The sequence below is a fragment of the Paenibacillus sp. FSL R5-0517 genome (assembly GCF_037974355.1).
Lineage (GTDB): Bacteria > Bacillota > Bacilli > Paenibacillales > Paenibacillaceae > Paenibacillus.
In genome coordinates this window covers 5,860,173-5,884,372 of record NZ_CP150235.1, presented here as the reverse complement: position 1 = coordinate 5,884,372, position 24,200 = coordinate 5,860,173, and the positions used below count along the sequence as shown (strand labels likewise).

General features: G+C 46.4%; 15 protein-coding genes. 12 read left to right on the top strand and 3 right to left on the bottom strand.

Annotation, left to right across the window (positions count from 1 at the left end):
* Nucleotides 1-134: 134 nt before the first annotated feature.
* On the bottom strand, nucleotides 135-866 hold the full coding sequence (locus tag MKX40_RS26315) for a ZIP family metal transporter (protein ID WP_253440965.1): 732 nt from the start codon (nucleotides 864-866) through the stop codon (nucleotides 135-137).
* A gap of 256 nt (nucleotides 867-1,122) precedes the next feature.
* Here MKX40_RS26315 and trxB point away from each other — a divergent pair, with 256 nt between their 5' ends.
* From trxB to MKX40_RS26300, 3 genes are all read left to right on the top strand, one after another.
* The gene (trxB, locus tag MKX40_RS26310; RefSeq protein WP_105601888.1) at nucleotides 1,123-2,064 is read left to right on the top strand and encodes a thioredoxin-disulfide reductase; all 942 of its coding nucleotides are present in this window, start codon (nucleotides 1,123-1,125) and stop codon (nucleotides 2,062-2,064) included.
* Between the two features lie 70 nt (nucleotides 2,065-2,134).
* Nucleotides 2,135-2,365 carry a glutaredoxin family protein gene (locus MKX40_RS26305; RefSeq protein WP_339237784.1) on the top strand — a complete coding sequence of 77 codons (231 nt, stop codon included), beginning with the start codon at nucleotides 2,135-2,137 and terminating at the stop codon, nucleotides 2,363-2,365.
* 374 nt (nucleotides 2,366-2,739) lie between these two features.
* Nucleotides 2,740-4,572 carry an AraC family transcriptional regulator gene (locus tag MKX40_RS26300; RefSeq protein ID WP_339237782.1) on the top strand — a complete coding sequence of 611 codons (1,833 nt, stop codon included), beginning with the start codon at nucleotides 2,740-2,742 and terminating at the stop codon, nucleotides 4,570-4,572.
* A 128-nt stretch (nucleotides 4,573-4,700) separates the two neighbouring features.
* Here MKX40_RS26300 and MKX40_RS26295 read toward each other — a convergent pair whose 3' ends face one another.
* Complete coding sequence (locus tag MKX40_RS26295) at nucleotides 4,701-4,898, bottom strand: hypothetical protein (protein WP_339237780.1); 198 nt, start codon at nucleotides 4,896-4,898, stop codon at nucleotides 4,701-4,703.
* A gap of 147 nt (nucleotides 4,899-5,045) precedes the next feature.
* Entirely contained in the window at nucleotides 5,046-6,212 is a 1,167-nt protein-coding gene (locus MKX40_RS26290) for an ROK family protein (protein WP_339237778.1), read from the bottom strand.
* Nucleotides 6,213-6,410: 198 nt separating this feature from the next.
* Here MKX40_RS26290 and xylA point away from each other — a divergent pair, with 198 nt between their 5' ends.
* From xylA to MKX40_RS26245, 9 genes are all read left to right on the top strand, one after another.
* A complete protein-coding gene (xylA, locus tag MKX40_RS26285) occupies nucleotides 6,411-7,727 on the top strand; it encodes a xylose isomerase (RefSeq protein WP_091019299.1) in 1,317 nt (438 codons plus the stop codon).
* Between the two features lie 948 nt (nucleotides 7,728-8,675).
* Nucleotides 8,676-10,169 carry a xylulokinase gene (xylB, locus tag MKX40_RS26280; protein WP_339237774.1) on the top strand — a complete coding sequence of 498 codons (1,494 nt, stop codon included), beginning with the start codon at nucleotides 8,676-8,678 and terminating at the stop codon, nucleotides 10,167-10,169.
* Nucleotides 10,170-10,231: 62 nt separating this feature from the next.
* Nucleotides 10,232-11,104 carry a glycosyltransferase family 2 protein gene (locus MKX40_RS26275; protein WP_339237772.1) on the top strand — a complete coding sequence of 291 codons (873 nt, stop codon included), beginning with the start codon at nucleotides 10,232-10,234 and terminating at the stop codon, nucleotides 11,102-11,104.
* 11 nt (nucleotides 11,105-11,115) lie between these two features.
* Nucleotides 11,116-13,278, top strand: a complete 2,163-nt coding sequence (locus MKX40_RS26270) for a glycosyltransferase (protein ID WP_339237770.1) — start codon at nucleotides 11,116-11,118, stop codon at nucleotides 13,276-13,278.
* 249 nt (nucleotides 13,279-13,527) lie between these two features.
* Nucleotides 13,528-14,154: a bifunctional 4-hydroxy-2-oxoglutarate aldolase/2-dehydro-3-deoxy-phosphogluconate aldolase gene (locus MKX40_RS26265; RefSeq protein ID WP_339237768.1), complete on the top strand. Its 627-nt coding sequence runs from the start codon at nucleotides 13,528-13,530 to the stop codon at nucleotides 14,152-14,154.
* 166 nt (nucleotides 14,155-14,320) lie between these two features.
* The gene (locus tag MKX40_RS26260) at nucleotides 14,321-15,247 is read left to right on the top strand and encodes an alpha/beta fold hydrolase (protein ID WP_339237766.1); all 927 of its coding nucleotides are present in this window, start codon (nucleotides 14,321-14,323) and stop codon (nucleotides 15,245-15,247) included.
* Between the two features lie 225 nt (nucleotides 15,248-15,472).
* Nucleotides 15,473-17,860 (top strand): S-layer homology domain-containing protein, encoded by a 2,388-nt coding sequence (locus MKX40_RS26255; RefSeq protein ID WP_339237764.1) that lies wholly within the window; start codon nucleotides 15,473-15,475, stop codon nucleotides 17,858-17,860.
* A 428-nt stretch (nucleotides 17,861-18,288) separates the two neighbouring features.
* Nucleotides 18,289-19,416 carry a transglutaminase domain-containing protein gene (locus MKX40_RS26250; protein WP_339237762.1) on the top strand — a complete coding sequence of 376 codons (1,128 nt, stop codon included), beginning with the start codon at nucleotides 18,289-18,291 and terminating at the stop codon, nucleotides 19,414-19,416.
* Nucleotides 19,417-19,576: 160 nt separating this feature from the next.
* Entirely contained in the window at nucleotides 19,577-24,100 is a 4,524-nt protein-coding gene (locus tag MKX40_RS26245; RefSeq protein ID WP_339237760.1) for a collagen binding domain-containing protein, read from the top strand.
* Nucleotides 24,101-24,200 lie beyond the last annotated feature (100 nt).

The window sequence follows — 24,200 nt, the reverse complement described above, 5'->3', positions numbered from 1 at the left end:
TCATGGAATCTTCATTTGTGGCTAAAAAAAGAACCCGGTCGACAGCTTTAGGCGCTGTTCGCTCGGGTTCTTTTTTCTGTACTGTAAGAGTCTTAAACAAGGTTTAACGTGCATAGTAAGTATACATTCTTCAATTAAAACAGTTCGGTCAGACCGATCATCGTGATGAGTCCGAGTAAAAACGAGATAGTTGCCACTCGTGCATTGCCGTCGCCGTGACTTTCGGGAATGAGTTCTTTATACACAATGAACATCATCGCACCGGCTGCAAATGCCAGACCATAAGGGACAAGGCCGGATACGAGACTGCTTAATGTATAACCTATCATCGCTGTAATAATCTCTACTGCTCCGGTGAGGGTGGCAATGCCCAGTGCTTTGAAGCGGCCAATATTCTGGTTCACTAGAAAGAGGGCGACCAGGAATCCCTCCGGCGCATTCTGCAATCCGATGGAGAAGGCAATAAGATTGCCCAGGTTCTCATCCGAGCTTGCGTAGCTGACACCAACCGATAACCCCTCTGGCAGATTATGCATGGTAATCGCTGCAATAATCATGAAGGCTTTGGCTTCAATTTTGAAAGGCATTTTCTCGGGATTCTCCAGATCGACGTGTGGAATCTTCATCTCGAGCACCAGTAGCACCAGGCTACCAAGCATAATACCAAATGCGAGTACAAAGAGATTCGATTGGCCGAGCGCTTCCGGAATGAGATTATAAACCGAGGCTGAGGTCATAATACCTGCAGCGTATGCCAGCAAGATATCACGCAGACGGTGCGATATTTTGCGCATAAATAGAATCGGTACGGCCCCTAGGCCAGTAGACATGGCTGATATAATACTGCCAATGAGTGCATCGTTCATGCTTCCATTTTCCCTCCTGATGAAGACTTCTTCATAATCGCTGCCGAGCATTGACACCGTACATAAAAGAGATCATAATGAACAACAGATTAGAATGATTATAAATTAGAATTCCGTTTCTGCATAGGATTATTGTCATTACGCAGGCAGGTCTTGTGGACATGATCTAGGCTTTTCGTTCTAGTGTATGCAAAAGCAACAGCTTTTGATGCCGGAGGGACTAACCTTTTTGCAGAACCCGGGGGAGGAACTATACATGTATAAATCAATTATTATTGGAACAGGCCCTGCAGGGCTGACAGCAGCAATCTATCTGGCACGTGCCAACTTGAACCCGCTCGTTATTGAAGGTCCACAACCTGGTGGCCAACTGACAACAACGACGGAAGTGGAGAACTTCCCAGGTTTCCCTGATGGCATCATGGGTCCTGAACTGATGGACAACATGCGTAAACAAGCAGAACGTTTCGGTGCTGAATTCCGTACAGGCTGGGTGAACAACATCGACATGAGCGAGCGTCCGTTCAAGATTCAAGTTGAAGGTATGGGTGAACTCGTATCGGAAACATTGATCCTGTCTACAGGTGCATCTGCTAAATACCTGGGTATCCCAGGTGAAGAAACGAATGTAGGGCGCGGTGTCAGCACATGTGCAACATGTGATGGATTCTTCTTCCGTAACAAAGAGATCATCGTCATCGGCGGTGGTGACTCTGCTCTTGAGGAAGCAAGCTTCCTGTCCCGTTTCGGTTCCAAAGTAACGCTGGTACACCGTCGTGAAGAACTGCGTGGCTCCAAAATTATGCAGGATCGTGCACGCAGCAACGAAAAAGTAGAAATGGCTTTGAATCGTACACCACTTGAAGTCCTTGCTGGTGACAACGGCGTAACAGGTCTGAAAGTATTGAACAACGAAACAGGTGTAGAAGAAGTGATTCCGGCAAGCGGCGTATTCGTAGCTATCGGTCACACACCAAACACCGGATTCCTTGGCGGACAGATCACTACGGACGAACACGGTTATATCCTGACTACACCAGGTACATCCGAGACAAACATCCCAGGCGTATTCGCATGTGGTGACGTTCAGGATACACGTTACAAACAAGCAATTACAGCTGCAGGTAGCGGATGTATGGCTGCTATGGACACCGAGAAATACATTGAAAGTTTGGAGCACAGCGCAGTTGTTCTGTAATAGAATGAGCTGATTCCACTGATTTCAACCAAACGATAGAATAATATAAACCATATGAGGTGAATTAAACATGGAAAACGTAATTGTATATACATCAACGAACTGCCCGAACTGCAAATCCGTAAAAACATTCCTGGCTGACAAAGGGATCTCTTATGAAGAGCGCAACATCGAAACTAGCGATGAATTTGCACAACAAGTGTGGGACATGGGTGTACGTGCCGTGCCATTGACTGTCATTGGTGAACACCGCATTCTGGGTATGAACAAAACTCAATTTGCCAAAGTATTGGACGCTTAAATTACGCTGATCATCTGGAACATGATGTGTTGAAGAACGTTTCAATTCATATGAAATTCCGGTTTTCGCGAGCCGTTAGGATATAGAAAGAACCGTACCCCGAAGGGTACGGTTTTTTGTGCGTTTTCTATGAGTGTATTGGATGAATTGGAAGCTGGTCCTAAACATTGTGAAGTTGTAAGATGATCTTGCAATGAATTATCATTTAATTGAGGTGAACAAACAGCATGATTATAGATCAGGAGGAGCATTTTCTCTTCTGGGAACAGGCGAGTATACGGGATATCCATGTTGAAAGAACTATTCTTGCAAAGGGTCAAAGAATATTATTCACGATGCAGCCCAGCAGTTTTTTTTGTATAAAGAGAGGGAACTTGCTGGTATTGCTCAATCAGAAGACCTTTTCCATCAATCATTTTGAGATCATTCATTCTCCTTCCAGAAGTCTGTTTGAAGTTAACGCAGGTTCAGACGGAGCAGAGTATATAGTGATTTCGTATAAAGCAGAACGGGGTCAAACGTACGATGATGAGCCGTTGTTTGTAGATGATCGCAAAGATCCAACTCAAATTACATATCGTGTGACACTAACGCAGCCAATGATGTTATACGAAATTGCAAATCGTATGCTAGAGGCCCAGCAGCAGGAAGGACCTTCGGTTCTGCTTCAACTCAAGGCATCGTTCTACCAATGGGTTTATCAGATGTTGGAACAATATTATCTACAGTCTCCGGTCGTCAAAACAGCTAGTCCAGTCGAGTTGGTCATACAGACGCTGGAGTATCTGTTGCAGAACTATGCAAAACCTCATACGTTGGACTCTTTGGCGGCAACAATGGGGCGGAGTCCGGGCCATCTCTCGAATTGTTTCAAACAGGTGCTTAATCGTGGACCGATTGACTGTCTAATCCGTTTGCGTATGCAAAAAGCTTGCAAGCAATTAGCCGAAACAAGGCTTCCCTTACGAATGATTGCGTCAGCTATTGGGTATCAGGATGCGTACTATTTTAGTAATGCATTCAAAAAGTATATGGGTGTTTCTCCACAGAAGTACCGTAAGCGATTCGTAGATGAAGATGTTACATCCTCAGCAGGAAGAAATCATATTGTTGGCTCTCCAGCCCCATGTTATATTCCTCTATATGATAATGATAATTATTATCAATACTTAGATGGAGGGTCTGACGAAATGTTAAAAAATATAAAGAGAGTCCCGGTGGCTTTGCTGATGGCTTTTGGGTTGCTGTTAAATGCATGTAGTGGCGGTTCTTCAGGGAATACAGGGGCCGCAACGGGAGATGGAAGTACAGCTCAATCGGAAGCAACAGCTTCTCAAGCGAACAGTTCAAGCGAAAGTAACACAAATGAAAATGCCCAAGCAACGACACGTAAAGTGAATACTTCCATGGGTGAGGTCGAAGTGCCTGCTAATCCGCAGCGTGTCGTCACGGATTTCTTCCTAGGTCATATTCTGGCCTTGGATGTGAAGCCTGTGGGAAGTAACGGCGTATTCATGCAAAACCATTATTTGGAGGGCAAGGTTTCCGGTATCGAGGATATTTCGGACAATCTTGAAGCAATAACTGGACTGAACCCTGACCTAATCGTTACAGGCAATGCCAAAAGTTACGATGTTTATTCCAAAATCGCCCCAACCGTCTTTCTGGACAACTCTGCCCTCGTTCGTGATCAGGTTAAAGAGCTTGGCGTTATATTGGGGAAAGAGGCTGAAGCATCGGCATGGCTTACCGATTTTGAACAAAAGGTGACTTCGGCCAAGGAGAGTTTAAGCAGTATAATCAAAGAGGGAGAAACCGTTACTGTGTTTGACGGAGGCTTAAGCAAAGACATCACGCTTTATGGTAATGCGCATACGGGCAGAACGATCCATGGTGAATTGGACTTGCCTATGAACGAGAACGTAATACGCAGCATTGATCCAAAAGTGGGTTGGGCTACGATCTCCAATGAACTCGCCGAATCATATGCTGGTGATTACATATTTATGGCCGTGAATGCCAAAGCGGAATCATACGACTATGCGAGCGATCCGGTGTGGGGAACGTTAGAAGCAGTCAAAAACAATGAGTTATACGAGATTGATGGATATAAATTTTATTTTTCCGATCCGATTTCCGTCATGGGTCAGATTCAGGATATTGTCGACATGATGGAAGAACGAGCTCTGGAGAATACTCAAAAGTAGTGAGTATGATTAATCTATCAAGATAAAATGAAAAATCCCCTTGCCGCTATAATTTGGAGCACATGCTAACATGTGAACTTCAGGAATTACTGCGAAAGGGGATTTAGCAATTCAATTAAATATATTCTTTAGAAAAAAATACTCATGAAAGTCTGAAACACAACATATACCAGCACTCCTGACAGCATGTACATGAAACCAGCCTTCTTTTTGCTCTGGAACAATCGGAGTATGCCAAGGCTGAACAGGGGCGCAAGCACAATCAGGAACAGGAGGACGGTGACAAATACTGGCGCCGAGATATCTGAAGTATCCACGTAGGTCACGCTTCTTTTCACTCCGTTTCGTTATCGGAATTAACACAGCTATATCGACACAGCCATGACAAAAATCACATAACCCCATTATACATCTGGATTTCTTTAACAAAAAGGGAGGAAATGGGGCGAAATGATGTCAATTTTCATCTGTTATTAGACTGAAACTCTTATTTTACCTAAAAATTGGGATATTGCAGAGTAAGCGGCACCAACACGGGTGGAACGGCTGCCCAGAGCTGCCCATTCAATCTGCAAACTGCGACGGTGATAAGGTAATGTACGTTCCTCCACAACCTGTTTTAACGCGGTTTCTATCCAGGGACCTGCTTCAGAGAGCGGACCACCAATGATAATACGTTCCGGGTTGAAACTGTTGACAATATTGGTAATGCCAATCCCCAATTTGCGTCCAATCGTGTCGTATAATTTCTGAACAGTTTTGTGGCCTTGCTCCGCATAATGGATCAGCTCACGTGTGGTATGAGCAGGTAATTTCAGCTGATGATCCGGGTGTTCATAGGCTTTTTCCGAAGCGTATAACTCCCAACAACCACGATTTCCACAGGAACAAGGCAGACCTTCCGCTTCAATGGACATGTGGCCTGTTTCCCCTGCGTAACCCCACGCGCCTTTGTATAATTCACCATCTACCATGATGCCTGAACCAATCCCCATGCCTGCACTGATATAGATCATGTGACGGACACCGATGCCTGCACCAAAATTCAACTCTCCATGAGCGCCAGCATTGGCTTCATTGTCGATGGTGACAGGCAGTTCAAATTCTTCTTCAAGCATGGAGCGCAGCGCTACCTTCTCCCACCCCAAGTTGGGTGCAAACAGGACTGTTCCTGCCTCATCGACCATGCCGGGCACTCCGATACCGATGCCTATGACACCGTGAGGAGAAGCAGGAGCTGCTTCAATGAGCTGTTTTGCTGCCAATTTCAATTGCTCCAATACAGAGGACACGTCATGATGTTCCAATGTCACTGCGTATTCTGTAATGATGTGTCCTTCCAGATCTGTGAGCACGCCTTTTAAATGGGTCACACTGAGTTCCAGGCCGACTGCATAGCCGGATGTCCCCCGAAACAGCAACATAAGTGGTTTGCGTCCGCCACTGGATTCCCCAGGGCCAATCTCCTGCACCAGATCATCACTAATCAGATCAGCAACGAGGTTGGATACCGTTGCTTTGTTCAGCCCCGTAACCTCGGACACTCGCGCGCGAGAAAGAGGGGCATGGCGCCGGATCGTATCCAGAACGATCGATTTGTTTATTTTTTTGACCAGCATCTGGTCTCCGGTTATTTTCATATCGTTAAGGCACTCCTATTCTTCTGATCAAAGGGTTCTGACCCACATCCGAAACAAGTTATTCGACTATTATAGCGTAAACAAGCGTGTAAAAAACAATTTTATTTTACTTTGTTTAACCAATAGACAAAGTAAATTCGATGTGTTAGGATAACGGTGTAAACGATTTCTTAAAACTATTGAGGAGGCATTTTACACATGGCCTATTTTGAATCCGTTAATAAAATTTCATTCGAAGGTAAAGATTCCAAGAATCCTTTTGCTTTTAAACATTATAATCCAGAAGAAGTGGTAGCCGGCAAATCGATGGAAGAACATTTCCGTTTCGGTATGGCTTATTGGCATACATTAACTGCAGGCGGAAGTGACCCGTTTGGTGCAGAGACAGCTGTTCGTTCGTGGGATAAATACTCGGGTCTGGACCTCGCTAAAGTACGCGTGGAAGCGGCATTTGAATTTTTGGAAAAAATGAATCTCCCGTTCTTCTGTTTCCACGATGTGGACATTGCACCAGAAGGCAACAACCTGCGCGAGTTCTACAGCAACATTGATACAATCGTTGATCTGATTGAAGATCATATGAAATCCAGCGGCAAAAAACTGCTCTGGAACACGGCGAACATGTTCTCGAACCCACGCTTCATGTTTGGTGCAGCTTCGACTTGTAACGCAGACGTGTATGCTCATGCTGCGGCACAGATCAAGAAAGGTCTGGAAGTGGGTAAACGTCTGGGCGCTGAAAACTATGTATTCTGGGGCGGACGTGAAGGTTACGACACATTGCTGAACACAGACATGCAACTGGAGCAAGACAACATTGCTCGCATGTTCCACATGGCTGTAGACTACGCGAAGGAAATTGGTTTTGATGCACAATTCCTGATCGAGCCTAAACCGAAAGAGCCAACGAAACACCAATATGACTATGATGCAGCAACTTCCATTGCTTTCTTGCAAAAATACGGTTTGGACAAACACTTCAAACTCAACCTGGAAGCGAACCATGCTACACTGGCTGGTCACACATTTGATCACGAAATCCGCGTTGCTCGTACCAACGGTATGCTCGGTTCCCTCGATGCGAACCAAGGCGATATGCTGATCGGTTGGGATACGGATGAGTTCCCGGTTGATATGTACGATGCGACATTGACGATGTATGAAGTATTGAAAAACGGCGGTATCGGCCGTGGTGGTGTGAACTTTGACGCGAAAGTACGTCGTGGTTCCTTTGAAGCAGACGATCTGTTCCTGGCACACATCGCAGGTATGGATACGTATGCAAAAGGTCTGAAAGTAGCAGCAAAACTGATTGAAGATCGTGTATTCGATGACTTCATCGAAAAACGTTACAGCAGCTTCAGCGAAGGCATTGGTGCAGATGTGGTTGCAGGTAAAGCAACACTGGCTTCCCTAGCTGAGTATGCATTGAATAATGAAAGCCCACGCAAAAACCAATCCGGACGTCAGGAATTGCTGAGAGCACAACTGAACCAGTACATTCTGGCTGATTAATAGTGGATTAGGCAGGGTTGGTCACGTCGACCACCGATGGTTATTCAACTCATATGTGTTGGACATCAGTATCCAAACTAGCCTATGCGCAAGACTAGCTTGTACCATGGAACGCCTGAACAAGCATGACATTCGGACCGTCCCCGACTTTCCCCTGGGAAGACGGGGGCGGTTTTTTGGTTAAACAAACAATGAGGTTTTTAAATTGCTGATATAAATGTTCTTCTAAGATGGTACATGCAAAACGAAGTGAGCAGAAAGGACCCGAGGAAGCAAAGCGTTCGCATTTATCCCCGGATTTCTCCCTTGCCAAAGGGGATAAAGGAAATCCGGGGGTAACGGCGATCCAAGGGTTTTCTGATCACGAAGTGACCACATGAGCATCAAGGGTTTCATTTATAACGAATGACGAATCAAGGTCATTGGATCATCTTTTCGCTACCAAAACGAGTATGTTTTTACTGTTTTGATATAAATGTTTGTCTAAGATGGTGAATGCAGAATGGAGTGAGCAGAAAGGACCCGAGGAAGCAAAGCGTTCGCATTTATCCCCGGATTTCACCCTTGATAAAGGGGTTAAAGGAAATCCGGGGGTAACGGCGATCCAGGGGTTTTCTGATCACGGAGTGGCCACATAAGCATCAAGGGTTTCATTTATAACCAATGACGGATCAAGGTCATTGGATCATCTTTTCGCTACAAAAACGAGTATGTTTTTACTTTTTTGATATAAATGTTTGTCTAAGATGGTGCATGCAGAACGAAGTGAGCAGAAAGGACCCGAAGAAGCGAAGCGGTCGCATTTATCCCCGGATTTCACCCTTGCTAAAGGGGATAAAGGAAATCCGGGGGTAACGGCGATCCGAGGGTTTTCTGATCACGGAGTGGCCACATGAGCATCAAGGGTTTCATTTATACAATCCTGTTACAAACGAGAGGAGTTAACCTATGAGTTACGTAATTGGCGTCGATTTAGGAACCAGTGCGGTTAAAACCGTGTTGGTCAATCGTGAAGGAAAAGTGGCATTTGAAGCATCGGAGGCATACCCGTTGTACCAGCCCAAGGCTGGATACAGTGAACAAAATCCCGAAGATTGGGTAGAGCAGACGATTGTTTCCCTGCGCAAATTGCTCGAAGTATCTGGCGTGCAGCCTTCGGAAATTGAAGGTTTGAGCTTCTCCGGACAGATGCATGGACTGGTTTTGGTGGATGCCGAAGGTAAACCACTGCGGAATGCAATCTTGTGGAATGATACACGCACAACGGCTCAGTGCCGCCGGATTGAAAAAGTGCTGGATGGCAAGCTGTTAAGCATTGCCCGGAACCGCGCCCTTGAAGGTTTTACCTTGCCAAAAATTCTGTGGGTTCAGGAGAACGAGCCTGAATTGTTACAGCAAGCATCCTTATTCCTGTTACCCAAAGACTATGTGCGTTATCGCCTGACAGGGGATTATGCCATGGATTATTCCGATGCAGCAGGTACCTTGCTGCTGGACGTTGCGGGCAAGCAGTGGAGCAATGAGATTGCAGAAGCATTCAAGCTGCCGATCTCCCTATGTCCACGTCTAGTGGAATCGTTTGAGGAAGTGGGTACCCTGTTGCCGGAGATTGCGGATCAAACAGGTCTGGCAGCTGCGACGAAAGTATACGCAGGTGGCGCGGACAATGCATGCGGTGCCATTGGCGCAGGCATTCTGAGTGAAGGACAGACGATGTGCAGCATCGGAACGTCCGGGGTGGTGCTTTCCTACGAAGAGCGTAAAGATCTCGATTTCGAAGGCAAAGTACACTTTTTCAATCATGGGGAGAAAGATGCCTTCTATATTATGGGGGTAACACTTGCCGCAGGATATAGCTTGTCCTGGTTCAAGGATACGTTTGCAGCGGACAAATCCTTTGATGTGCTCTTACAGGGCATTGATCAGATTCCGGCCGGCAGCAACGGATTATTGTTCACACCTTATATCGTTGGGGAGCGTACACCTCATCCAGATGCGAATATCCGGGGCAGCTTCATCGGTATGGATGCCGGGCACAAGCTGGAGCACTTTGGACGTGCGGTGATGGAGGGCATCACCTTCTCGCTGCGTGAATCCATTGATATTTTGCGCGGCGCAGGTAAAACCGTTAATGAAGTCATCTCTATTGGGGGTGGTGCCAAAAATGAAGCCTGGTTGCAAATGCAGGCAGATGTCTTCAACGCCACAATTGTGAAGTTGGAGAGCGAACAGGGTCCGGCTATGGGGGCAGCAATGCTGGCTGCCTATGGATGTGGCTGGTTCTCGTCTTTGCAGGAATGTGCAACGGCGTTTATTCGTCCGGCGAAGTCCTATGAGCCGAACCCGGAAACGGTTGCTGTCTATGATGGATTGTTCGCACTGTACCAGGAAGTCTATGGACAGACACGTAGTCTCAATGATCGTTTGGCTGAATACCGTTAATTCATCACATGAAACATGTATATCATACATGCAGAAGCATCCGCACAGGCGGGTGCTTTTTTTTGTCGTTCAACAAGATTAACCCCGTGAAAGGTTTCCTTGTCCTGCATATCCGCATTCCGGCTCTGCATAGATTGAGAATAGAGGATTGTGATCTGTCCAGACATCGGGTGTCCGGCGATTTTAATAGGAAGAAGCTTGAGCATGGGGGTGAAGCTTTGGATGAACATGAGGTACATGGAAGACCACATATTACCTTGTCGATGATCGTTCGTAATGAGGAGAATCGTTATCTCAAGCAGGCTTTGGAGACACATCGTGCCTGGATTGATCGTGCAGTAATCATTGATGATGGAAGCACGGATGGAACGGTGGCGATGTGCCGGGAACTTCTGGACGGTATTCCACTTGTATTGGTGGAGAACGCTTCTTCACGTTTTGCAGACGAAGTAAGCTTGAGGAAACAACAATGGGAAGAAACAGTGGCGACCGATCCGGAATGGATTTTGAATCTGGATGCGGATGAGATTCTAACCAGTGACTTTGGGGCTGTACGCGATCTGCTGCTTCGTGGCAACGAGGATGCGATTTATTTCAGATTGTTTGATATGTGGAGTGATACGCATTACCGGGAAGATGAGTTCTGGCAAGCCCATGCCTACTATCGGCCGTTTCTGATTCGTTATCATCCGGGGATGAGCTATGAATGGAAGGAAACACCCCAGCATTGTGGGCGTTTTCCGTTAACGATCCAGCATTGGAGTTATGGATGTCATGCTCCCCGGGTGAAGCATTATGGATGGGCGCGGGAAGAAGACCGCATCCGCAAATATGAGCGCTATCAAGCATTGGACCCTGAAGCAAGATACGGTTGGAAGGAACAGTACGAATCGATATTGGATCAAGAGCCACGACTGTTGGCATGGGTCGAATAAGGAGAGGGGGAGTGAGCACGTTGAGCAAGAAAGACCCGTTACACCAATCGCAATCGCAAGAGGAATCCCAACCTCCAATAGAGCCGAATTCCCAAATAAATGGGGAACAGAAAGAGAAGCAACATCAAAACCAACATGAAAGCCATGTAGAGAGCCAAGTAAAGAGCCAGAGTAATCATCGACCGTCCAGGCGTTCTGTTATATCGAAGGAAACCCGCCAACCGGAGAATCTTGAAACGCTTGTCCAGGAAAGAATACTGATTGCCAGCCCGGTTCGTCAGACAACTCCGGTGCTGCGTGAATTTTTGGATTCTCTGCATGCACTAGAACGAACAACAGTGAAGACGGATTATCTGTTTGTTGACGATAACGAGGAAGAAGCTGCGTCGAATATATTACGTGAATTTGTGCTCCAGCATGAAGGGACGGTTATTCAGGCAGATGAACATAGCAGCGATAGTCCTGACAACAAAGGGTTGTACACCAAGGATGAGGGAGGCCACTATTGGCAGGATGAACAGATTTGGCGTGTAGCTGGTCTAAAAAACCGCATTTTGAATTATGCACGCGACAACGAGTACGATGCTGTTTTCTTGATAGACTCTGATCTGGTGCTGCATCCGCGGACATTGGAACAACTCGTATCGAGTGGCAAAGACATCGTGTCCAATATCTTTTGGACCCGGTGGCAGCCGGGGGCCAGGGAAATGCCTCAGGTATGGCTGCAAGATGAGTATGCTTTGTATCGTCGAGGCGGCAAATCTTCAGCCGGAAATGAAGCGGAAGACGAGGGCGCGCAAACGACTGCTTTTCTGAATCAACTGCGGATACCAGGTTGTTACGAAGTTGGAGGGTTGGGGGCATGTACGCTCATTCGCAAAAATGTTCTGGCCGCCGGGGTTTCCTATGACCAGATTCCGAATGTATCCTTCTGGGGAGAAGATCGTCATTTCTGTATCCGTGCGCAGGCACTTGGTTTTCGCCTTTTCGTTGATACGCATCTCCCTGCGTACCACATCTACCGTTTGTCCGAACTGCCGGGGGTAGCTGCCTTTAACCGCAGAGCCAGACGTGGGGAAGAGACGATCAGCATTACGCTCTGTATGATTGTGAAAAATGAAGAAGCATCCCTCGCCAGATGTCTGGACTCGGTCAACGGCATTACCGATGAGATTGTGATCGTTGATACCGGTTCAACGGATCGTACCCGTCAGATCGCTTCCAGATATACGGATCGTATCGTTGATTTTGAATGGGTGGATGACTTTGCAGCAGCACGCAACTTTGCCTTCGATCAGGCGAAGAGCGAATATATTCTGTGGCTGGATGCCGACGATGTATTTGAAGCGGAAGATCGGGCGAAGCTTATTGCCTTGAAACGTTCGCTGGACCCGGCTGTTGATAGTGTCACAATGGATTACAATCTGTCATTTACGGCAGAAGGCAAAGTATCCTACAGTCTGCGCCGGAATCGCCTGGTGCGTCGAGATCGGCAATTTCGCTGGATTGGCGCGGTGCATGAATATCTGGCTGTAGCAGGCAATCTGCTGCATAGTGACATAGCGGTTACCCACAAGAAAGATAAGGAGTATACCGATCGGAATCTGCGGATCTATCGCAAGAGGGAACAGACCGGAGAGGAATTCTCACCGCGTGACTTATACTATTTTGGCAATGAACTGAAGGACCATGGACAGCATGAGGATGCGGTGAAGTACTATGAAAAGTTTCTGGACACCGGGCTGGGTTGGGTGGAAGACCAGATTGCGGCTTGCCAGAAAATTGCGGATTGTGAAGCTGCACTTAAACGATCAGAACAGGAAGTAACAGCATTGTTCCGATCATTCGCCTATGATCTGCCAAGAGCCGAGATTTGCTGTCGATTGGGTGGTTATTTTGCCGACCGTGAAGATTATCGCAAAGCCCTGTTCTGGTATGAACAAGCGACTCGTGCTGTACGTCCTGATGATCCTATGGTGGTGCTAAATGAAGCAGCCTGGACCTGGATGCCGCATCTGCAACTATGTGTCTGTTATGACCGGATGGGTAACCGTGCCAAGGCCCGGGAACATAATGATATCGCACTCGCCTATCATCCAACACATCCGAGCATGTTATATAACGATCGTTACTTTAAAGATCTGGAGAAGGATAACGTATTGGAAAAGGCTTAGCATGAAGGTCTCAATGATGCCTCTTTCGTGGAATTGAATGGGTGAATCATCCCCATGTCCATGGAGAGGTTTTTTTACGTTGCAATGCAATGACTTCTTAGTACTGATCAAAAGACGGATTCAGTTTGGAAATGGATTAATGTATTTCATCCAGGGGAGGATATGCTTTACAATAATGAATAACGGAAAAGCAGTGAACATGATTACCTGTCTTCGGCTGCCGAATTGATGAAATAAGGGGAACTGGATATGAATCTGACGGAAGTACTATTGGAGTCGAGGCTGGTCGCGATTGTGCGCGGTATTAGCCGTGAAGCGGCAGTAACAGCTGGACAAGGCATGACGAGTGGTGGAATTCGACTGATGGAAGTCACGCTGAACACACCTGGAGCACATGATATTATTGCAGACTGGCGTGAGCGGCATGAAGGAAAGGCTTATGTCGGAGCTGGTACGGTACTGAATGTGCAGATGGCGAAGGAAGCGGTCGCTGCAGGAGCACAGTTTCTGGTGTCCCCCAATGTCGATCTGTCTGTCATTGAATATGCTGTAGAACATGGTGTCGAGATCTGGCCTGGAGCCATGACACCAACGGAGATTGTCGCAGCCCATGAGGCGGGAGCACGTGTTGTGAAGCTGTTTCCGATGGCGAGCCTGGGCATACCGTATCTGCGGGAGATTAAAGCTCCGCTGAACCATATCCCACTGTTGGCAACAGGCGGCGCTACACTGGAGAATATTGCTGACTATTATGCAGCAGGTGCTGCTGCCGTAGGTCTGGGAAGTGCACTTTTACCACGTGAAGCCCTTGTAGCAGGAGATCATGAGCAGATTGCAGCATGTGCACGGAGATTTGTGGAAGCAGCTGAAGTTTAGACTTCAGCGAAAGATGAGGGATATGTCCATTTGGGTATATATTAAGGTAGCTTTAGATCAATTGCTGGATTATTCGTTATCATAAGAACCGATGTCGTTTAACGTGCCGTTCATTCTAGTGTCGTATGATGGATGTATGCCAGAATTCGGAGAGGAGAGATGCCCTGTGAAAGCTAAAACAATGATTGGCGGCATGCTGGCCGTTGCTGCAGTAACGGCAGGTGGATTATGGAAGGCGGCGGTAAAGAGCCAGACACCCAAGAAGATTCCGATCACACTGACACCTCCAATGCCATTTGAGGATGTGACCTTTGACAGTGGGGGAGGTCGGGTGCATGGGTGGTTCATCCCGGCCAGAGCTGATATTCCGAAACCATGGCCGCTCGTGATTATTGCACATGGCTGGGGCTCCAATCGCTCTCGTGTTCTACGTTATGCGAGGCCGATCTGGGAAGCAGGATATGCCCTGTTTATGTATGATGTCCGCAGTCATGGGGCCAGTGATCCAGTTCGTGCTGCATCTGCCTATCTGTTCCGGGATGATCTGCTGGCGGCATTGCAGTATACGTCTGCACGGCCAGAGATTGATTCATCTGCTATCGGAGTGCTTGGACATTCACTGGGTGGACTGGGTACGATTCTTGCAGTGACTGAAGGCATTCCGGTATCAGCAGTAATTACGGATTCCATGCCATCGCAATTTGAGGTTATTGTCAGTTCGGAGCTGAGACGCCGACGTCTGCCTCTGTTTCCCCTGGCCCAGTTAATTCCGAGAATCTGGTTCTGGCGACTGGGTGAATCTCTGAAATCCTATCGTCAGCGCGATCCGGTGATGATGCTGAATGAACGGCGCAGGGGGATGCAACTCCCGTTGCTCATGGTGCACTCCAAGGGAGATAATTTTATTCCTCCGAGTGAGCTTGAATATTTTATGTCCAAAGCCGATCCGCCTGTGGAACATCTATGGGTTAATAGCGGAGGTCACAGTTGTTCCGAGGAAGATCCTGCCTTCTGGGATACCGTTATTCCATTTCTGAAAACCCATGTTCATGGTCAGGCGAAGTTGAATGATTCGTCTATAGCGAGTAGTTAACAGGATAGAACAGCCTACATAAGCGTGCAGGCTAACAGAGAAAACGCCAACGTGGTTGGCGTTTTTTTTGCTTTTATGAGCAATATGCAGAAATTCACAATTGTAAAATTGACGGGAAAAGACGATTAAAAAGGAAGCTTATGGTATCATAGAGTAGACTGGCAATATTCATGCGAGGTTATTTGTTATGCTTCTTTGTATGAAATTGAAGGGAGAGGTCCAGATTTGAGTTTGAATTGGAAGTTCAATGTACGTATCAAAATGTTCGCAACCAAAGCAACAACTGCAGCGATGGCAACACTGCTGCTTGCTTCGCAAACACCAGGTTTTGCAGGCAGCGCATCAGCCGCGCAAGCAGAGCAGGTGAACGAAGCAACAACGGGGGAAAATGAACAACTAGACGCAACCAGCAATGACGTGCCAGAGGGAGCGAAAATCTCATCCAGGCAAGCCAGTGAAAATATACTTAGATTATTTCCATTGTTAAAAAAAGCAACGATCTCATCTGCACGATTCGATTCACCTAATTCCTATCCACCGCCAGACTACAAGGCATGGGAGATTGGATTCCAGATTACACAAGGCAATCATACATCGGGATTCAGTGGGACTGTACATGCAGGCACAGGGGAAGTGTTAAGTGTACATCTACCATCGGATATTCTGGATAAACATGTCTCGGGATCGGATGTTAAGCTAACGAAAGCTGAAGCTGAAGAGAAGGCCGTGGCACTGTTGTATCAAGCGATTCCAGGCTTGAAGGATACGGAGTATGCTCCGCTAGGAGATCTGTATTCTTCCATCGAACAAGAGTCTTTGTTTGGCAGAACAGAATACCGATATGCTTACCAGTTAAAACATGACGGATTGTTATCTGACGCAGAGACAGTCCACATCAATGTGGATGAAAGTGGTTTGGTGACAGGTTACTCACGAGGTACTACATCTGCTAAATATCCTTCATCGAAACCGACAGCTTCGGAAGAGAAGGCCAGACAGCAGTTTGAAGAACAGTTTGATGTAGAGCTGGCTTATATCTCCAAAGATCGCTCGTCTTCCAAACAGGGTCAGCAGTATTACCTTGGATATACACCGAAGAATATCAGTATTGTTCCGATTGAAGCCAATACGTTGGAACGGATTAATACATTAACAGGCAAAGCAGTGGACGAGGATTCTTTACAGCAGGATACGAAGTTGCAAGGGGACGTGACGCCTTTTGTTCCAAGCAATGGTACAAGATTAAATGTACAGCAGGCCGCCAATCGGGTGGTAACGAACTTTGATATTCCCAAAGGTTACAAGCTGGAGCATAGCCAGTTAAGCAAAGGTTTTTTTGCAAGTCCGAACAATCAGGTATGGAGTCTGAGCTGGAGTGATCGAAGTGCCAATACGTCCTATATGTTCATGCGGGATATTTCAGCACAGGTGGATGCAGTGACTGGGCAGATCTACAGCTATACGATGATGCAACGCATTGGACCAGAGCAGGAAAAGCAGACTGAAGAGAAAACAGGCAAATTAATTACCCGAAAGCAAGCTGAGAAACTGGCGATGAACACGGTGATTGCGTTAGTTCCAGATGCAACGGAGCAATTTAGATTGGCTAACGTTATTGAGGTAGACGATGCTCGTACGTTTATGTTCCAACGCTATCTGAATGGAATTCCGGTGAAAGATGATACAGCACAAGTGCAGGTGTTGAACGATGGAACCGTGAACGAGTTCTATACACGCATTGCAGCAACGCCTGAACAATTGCCAGCAGATGATAAGCCAGCCATCAGTTATGAAGAGGCCAAGGCGCTCTATCTGGAGGAGTTCAAGCTGATCCTCGCATATTCCCGTTATGGCGGGTATGGTCTGAATAATGGTCAAGTTATTCCGGTGGGAGTTAACCTTGCTTATATGCCAACCCGTGATGAGAATTCCATCTATGGCACTTATGAAGTACTGGATGCTAACACGGGAGAGTGGAAGCTTCAATACGGGGAGACAGGTGCTGCAAGCAAGACAGAACCTACGGATATCTCAGGCCATGTGGCCGAAGATGCGCTTCGCAATATGACACAGCATGGCGTGTTGCTAGCGGATGAGCAGGGACGTGTATTCCCGGATCGGGTGATCACCCGAGGAGACTGGTTTAACTATTTGGCAAGAGCGATTAACCCGAATATGGATCTGTATTATAGTGGGGACGGAGATGACAAGCTATACGCTGATGTAACCCCTGACAGCCCTTATTATAAGGCAATCAAGGTGTTAATCGATCAACGCTGGCTTGCCGGAGCGGACCCAGAACAGAATCTGAACCCGCAAGAAGAGATGACCCGTGAAGAATTGGCGGTGCTGCTTGTACGCATACTGCGCTATGAGAAGCTGGCCGGATTCTACACATTGCCATCGGATCTTCCCAATATCGCAGATGCCAGTGCCATTTCGAGTAAAGGGGCGGTTTCCCTGAGTTTGAAGCTGGGATTACTTCCTTCAATTGAGGGACGTTTCATGCCTGCACGCAAAGTGACGGTAGCTGAAGCTTCACAGGTACTGGAACGACTTGCCAAACTTCAAGGCAAGACCGATACGTTTATGAGTGGCAATCGTCTGTATTAGACGAGGAATCACACATATTACGCCCGTCCGAATCATAGGATGAAGATAACGGGTACTCGTGATTCAACGAATTGAAGATCAAAGGGACCTTCCATAGAAGGTCTCTTTTGATTTAATTTTTACAAAAATTATATAAGTTCAACTCAGCATTTACACGATAACGGAGAGGGCAGAAATAACTTGAGGAAGCGAAGCGTGCGCCTAAAAGCTTTCTGAAAGAAAGCTGCATCGGAAGCATATGCTATCACCGGATTTGCCCATTTGAAAAAGAATCAAAAAATCTGGGGATAACAGCGATCGGAAAGTTGTTCTGGCATCGGAGTGTTATTGTAAATATTTTTAGTTGAAATTATATAGAAGAATGACGCCAGAGCCTTTTGTGATACAATAAGGCGTGAGAACTTTGCAAAGAAGGGTGGGTTCCTTTCATGGGTAAGAACGGGAAACGAATTATCACCGTACTGCTGGCAGGCTGTCTGATTGCTGTAGCGTTACCACGTACGGTTGATCTGGATCAACTGTACGCTGCATCAGGAACATCGGATATATCCACGGCAACGGATTTGCGCCAGACCTTGCTTACCGCAATGTCACAGCGGACGGAGGAACTTGTTTTTACATACAAAGGCAATGTGAAAGGCCTCAAAAAACAATTACAAACCTCCATCGATGAGGCAATGAAGAGTGACCCCTATATCCAATATACCGTTAAAAGTTACGCATTTAATTATAAAGGCTCCAATGTATCGGCCGAAGTACATGTGACGCTTTCCTACCGGGAGACCAAGGAACAGACCGATTATGTGAATCGTAAAGTTACGAATGTGTTGAAAGAAATCATCAAACCAGGCATGACGGATCATGAGAAGGTCAAGGTCATCCATGACTGGATTGTACTTAACCTGTCCTACGATACTTCGCTCAAGAAATATACGGCCTACGACGGGCTTGTTACAGGCAGTACCGTCTGTCAGGGATACTCATTGCTGGCTTATCGAATGCTGGAGCGAGTAGGCATCGATAACCGGATTGTGGAAGGTACAGCAGGCGGGCAGCTTCATGCCTGGAATATCGTGAACCTGGACGGCAAGTGGTATCACATGGACACCACCTGGGATGATCCTACTCCTGACCGGAAAGGTAAGGTAAGCCACAGCTATTATTTGCTGAGTGATGATGAGATGGCACGTGACCATATCTGGACAGGCAAAAGCAAGTACCCCGCTGCGCCAGCCCCATATCGAGAAGCTTTATTAAAGCTCGTGAAGGCTGGAGATAGCAAAAAGGCCGCTTATCAGAAGCTGTACCATGCTCTGGACTATTCCCTGTATGATGAACAGGATGCCGTTAAAGGTCATGCTGCGCTGAAGACCAAGGTTCAAGGTACACTGAAGGAAGGCGGAACCTCGCTCACGTTTAGGTACAAGGGTACGGAGGCTGGACTGATCGAAGATTTACAGGATTTGTACCAGCTTGGCATGAAATCGATATCTTATTATGTGTCCAAAATGGAAGGTACTACGGATCTGCGCGTCAAAATTAACTGGACGTTATAATTGTTTTGAACAGGATGCTCCGCTTGAGGAGTATCCTTTTTTGCGTTCAATTTATGTTCAACGACGAGGGTTTTAGTGTTGTCTATTTTTTGTATATGTCGCTTTGCTATTCTATTCTTCGGCGCATGCCAACATTACGTACGAGGAGGATATGCAAAAAATGAGGAAAAAAGTGAGCATAGTGATCATTGCTCTGTTGCTGGTCACACAAATGATGCAGGGTTGGATATTAACACCAACGATGCATGCTCAGGATGAATTAACTAATTTGCCAGCCAGTGCAATCAGTGATACAGCGGTAGAAGACGGTTCGGCAGGTTCGGGAGAAGTGAAAGAAGATCCTGCCATTCCGGAAGAAGATAAGGATGTCAGTACTCCGGAAGATCAGGAGGATAATACGATGCATCTGCTTGGTGCAGCTGCAGGTCCGGTAATTACAGAGCAATTAATTACGAGTGTGCAGATGTACAATCAGGCACCGCAAGATAATGGAAATGGAACGATTGATATCAAAGGCGATAAAATTGAGGATATTCGTCCATCCATTCAGGATGAGGTGGCTGTCGTCTTTACGTGGGGGCTTGCAAATGACACCCACAACTACAGCGATGGTTCCACGTTTACCTTCAACTTGCCGGATAAATTCATCATTGGATCACAGCTTAAGGGCGATCTGGATGGCGGTGTTGGGGAGTATGTGGTGAATCCAGATGGCACAATCATCTTTACCTTCAACGAACTGATCGAGCATGCGCAGCTGGAAGGCAACTTCTACGTGTGGATTAAGTTCGATGAGAGCAAGATGGAAGATGGATTGAAACAACAGATAGACTTTAGTTCCGTAGGGCAAGGCAGCATTGATGTGCATTTTGCCAACACAGCCGTAGATAAATTGAAGAAATCGGGAAGCGCAAACAAAAACAATTTCAACTCGGATGAAATTAAATGGACTGTAGATTTTAACCAAGGCGAGAAGGCTTTGAAAAATGCGTTTCTTACAGATACATTGCCAACAAACCTTGAACTCAAGGGCAATATCGAAATTCGTGAATTGGAAGTGCAATTGAATGGATCTGTAAAAGAAGGTCCAATAGTTCAAACGGAACCACAGTTTCCAATTGTATTGGGAGACACGGATAAGGCCTATCGTGTAACCTATACGACAAGTGTTAAAGCACCAACCACTGCTCCGTTCACCAATGTGGAGTATCAAAACCAGGTTGCGCTTACAACGGATCAGAGCGAGCATAACGAAACGGATATTGGCCGAGTTCGTGTGAGTTTTAATGAGCCCTTGAACAAGTCAGGGCAAGATAGTGCGTATGATCCGGTGACACAGACAATCACATGGAAAGTGCAATATAACTATAATCAGCAAGAAATCATGCAAGCAAATGCATGGATTGAAGACCGTTTTGATACGGCCAAACAGCAATTGATCAACAATTCCGTCAACGTGTACCAGGTGGATATTAATGCGAGCGGAGCGGCTTCGAACAGAACGCTGGTGAATCCGAATGAATACACACTTGAAACGATAAATACAGGATTTGATGACGGCTTCAGATTACATTTTAAGAACGACATTACCAAGGCCTATGAGATTGAATATGATACACAATCCATTCATCGTGTCTATACAAACGATACCATTACGAACACAGTGAACATGTATGATGGTACTTCCAAAACAGGCCGGAAAGACATTCGGGAAGTCATTTTTGCCAAAAGCGTAAAAAGTGAAAACTTCAACACCAAAGAAATTGAATGGCAGATGGTGTTGAACCGTGATTTGCAGGACATGACGGATATCGTCATTACCGACAATTATGAAGGCAGACACATGAAGCTAATTCCGGGTAGTCTTCAAGTGACTGGGGTTAACAAAGACGACTTTGAATTGACTCCAGACCCGGCTGATCCTACGTATGAAAAAGGATTCTCCGTTCGCCTAAAGGACGGCGTTACCATTAACACGGAACATGTCATTACCTATACGACAAGCTTTGATCCGACGGCAGGTATGCCAACGGATAATGAATATCGCAACTCGGCCAAGGTCGATTGGAAAGAGTCCAATGTAGCACAGACTGCGATTACCAAGTCGGCTATGGTCAAACCGCAAGAGTACACCATTCAAAATGGTAACAAAAAGGGCGAATACAGCGCCAAAGACAAAACGATCACGTGGACAATTGATGTAAACTATAACTTGTTTGATATTCAGGAGGCTATCCTTAAGGATGCCTACACGGGTAACCAATCTTTTGTAGACGGTTCATTAAAAGTTCATGAGTTAGAGTTACAGGGAGCCAATAATGTTACTGCTGTAGGTAGCGAGGTTCCGCTCACACCTGGTCAATTCCAGCTGAACCCGGACGGTAAAGGTTTTACATTGGACCTGGGGAACATCGGCAAAGCAGCTTATCGCATTCAGTATCAAACGAGCCTGGATGGACCTTATTCCGTCGAAGGCACGTATGCCAACCAGGCCGTACTAACCGATGGTGAGGGCGGTGAAGAGCGCTTTAACAGATCAGCGAGCATCACGCCAGTTCACGGGGGTGTGTATGTACAAAAAACAGGTCAACAGATCGGTACAACGGATAAAGCATCATGGACGGTAAATATCAATCCAAGTCAATCTTATGTTCCAGCGGGTACATCATTAACAGATACCTTGTCGGAGAATCAAATTTTATTGGCGGACTCCTTAAAATTATATGCAACGAACCTGCCTGCCAACAATTCAGGCAATATATCCAACAAAGCTGGACTGGTTGATCCGGCAGATTATGAATTGACCGTGGAAGGTAATACATTTACCCTCACCTTCAATAAAGATATCCATACGGCATTCATTCTGGAATATCAGTCCTATATTAATGCCGATCATGGCGCCCGAATTGAGAATAAAGTTGAATTTGCAGGTCAGTCCTCCTCAGTGGTGGGAGAAGGCAATCAGGTAGGTATCAAAGTTTCATTGGCTGGAGCGGGTGGAGGAGCCTCTACTGGTCTGGGCAAGATTAGAATCCACAAAGTCAGTGATACTGGGCTTCCACTGGAAGGAGCCATATTCGCAATCTATAATGCGTCTGGAACTACGCTCCTGGAAACATTGAAACCAACGGACGAGAATGGTGTGGTTGAAAGCTCCAGAAACTATCGATTAAACAATCTAACCAACGGTATACCTTATAAGTTAAAAGAATTATCTGCACCGGCAGGATACATGGTTGATCCAGAGTATGGCTCTGCCTCAGGTAAAACGATTGAATTCAAGGATGCGGATATTGCCTTTGACATTGAAAATAAAAAGATTCGACAAGGCTTCGAATTAACTAAGGTAGATGCCATTGAATCATCCAAGAAGCTCCAGGGTGCAACCTTTGAATTGTACTTGAACAATGGCGCAACCCGAGAGAAAATAGACGAGTTGACGACAGGGGAAGATGGGAAAATCGCCAAAGGTGATCTCTTACCTGGGGATTATGAATTGGTAGAGGTTGTGGCACCCGAGTTTTATCAGTTGGATGCTACCCCGATTCCCTTCACCATCGTAGAGAATCAGACTCAGATTATTACACTGACGAAGTCGAATGCCATAGGGGCAGGTGGCAAACTTGTCGTTACCAAAGTCAATGCGAAGGATCAGTCCGTATTAAGTGGAATTGAATTCGAATTGCGTGATCACTCCAATGCGATCATCGATACGAAAGTAACGGATCTGAACGGGGTCATTGAATTCGATGGATTAACCTATGGTTCATATACATTGGTAGAGACCAAGGCAGAAGGTTTTGTCATTGAACAGCCGGAGACGCTTGTATCTATTATCAAACCGGAAACGCAATTGACTATTGAAAATAAAGAAAATAATCGTTCCGTGAAATTGATTAAAACCAATGCGGGTCGAACTCAGCATCTACAAGGTGCAGTGTTTGAATTACGGGCTCAAACTGCATTGATGGATGCAAATGGGAATTGGGAGTTCCACAAGGTAACAGGTCTGGATGAAGCCACACTGACAACCAATCAGCAAGGTGAAATTGTACTTAAAGACCTGGATGTCAATAAATATCAGTTGGTCGAAATAAAAGCACCTAACGGATATATCTTGGACAAAACACCTGTACCATTTGAAATTACGAACATACAAACCGAAGCCATAGTTGTAGAAAAAACAAATCAGGCTATCCCGGTATCGGGCGGTGGATCGAGTGGACCTTATAATCCGGGGACACCTACTACGGGTGTAACACCAGATCCGGAGAAACCAGTAACACCGGGACCAGAAAAACCAGGAACGTCTGTCCCAGGTACAGTGGTTACTGGACCTACTGAACCTGGAGACGGAACCGAGCTTCCAACAGATGAAGATAACGGAGTAACTCCTCCTTCGCCTGGCGTCTCCAACGGTGACGACACTGCACCTCCAGCGGGGGATACAGAAACAACGGATGGGGATAGCGCATTGGCACCTTCTGCGGGAACGGATACAGATGGATCGCAGGGGACTGGGAATTCTGCATCACAGCAGACCGGAAACTCTGCATCACAGGGAATGCTGCCGAAGACAGGCGAAGAGAGCACATGTGCTTTCACTGTGGCAGGCATGATGCTGATGGCATTGGGCAGTGTGGGATACGTTTACTTCCGACGTAGACAACTGCTTCAGCGTTAGATCGCACGCAGCACGTAATGCAGGAATAGATCATTTTCAGATAAAACAGATAAAAACACCCTCTAGCTTCACAAGTGACCCAGAGTCACGGTGTGAATAT

Excerpts from the sequence above, each read along its gene's own strand:
- MKX40_RS26315 (WP_253440965.1), bottom strand. The coding sequence starts at position 866 with ATGAACGATGCACTCATTGGCAGTATTATATCAGCCATGTCTACTGGC.
- trxB (WP_105601888.1), top strand. The coding sequence starts at position 1,123 with ATGTATAAATCAATTATTATTGGAACAGGCCCTGCAGGGCTGACAGCA.
- MKX40_RS26305 (WP_339237784.1), top strand. The coding sequence starts at position 2,135 with ATGGAAAACGTAATTGTATATACATCAACGAACTGCCCGAACTGCAAA.
- MKX40_RS26290 (WP_339237778.1), bottom strand. The coding sequence starts at position 6,212 with ATGAAAATAACCGGAGACCAGATGCTGGTCAAAAAAATAAACAAATCG.
- xylA (WP_091019299.1), top strand. The coding sequence starts at position 6,411 with ATGGCCTATTTTGAATCCGTTAATAAAATTTCATTCGAAGGTAAAGAT.
- xylB (WP_339237774.1), top strand. The coding sequence starts at position 8,676 with ATGAGTTACGTAATTGGCGTCGATTTAGGAACCAGTGCGGTTAAAACC.
- MKX40_RS26265 (WP_339237768.1), top strand. The coding sequence starts at position 13,528 with ATGAATCTGACGGAAGTACTATTGGAGTCGAGGCTGGTCGCGATTGTG.
- MKX40_RS26250 (WP_339237762.1), top strand. The coding sequence starts at position 18,289 with ATGGGTAAGAACGGGAAACGAATTATCACCGTACTGCTGGCAGGCTGT.
- MKX40_RS26245 (WP_339237760.1), top strand. The coding sequence starts at position 19,577 with ATGAGGAAAAAAGTGAGCATAGTGATCATTGCTCTGTTGCTGGTCACA.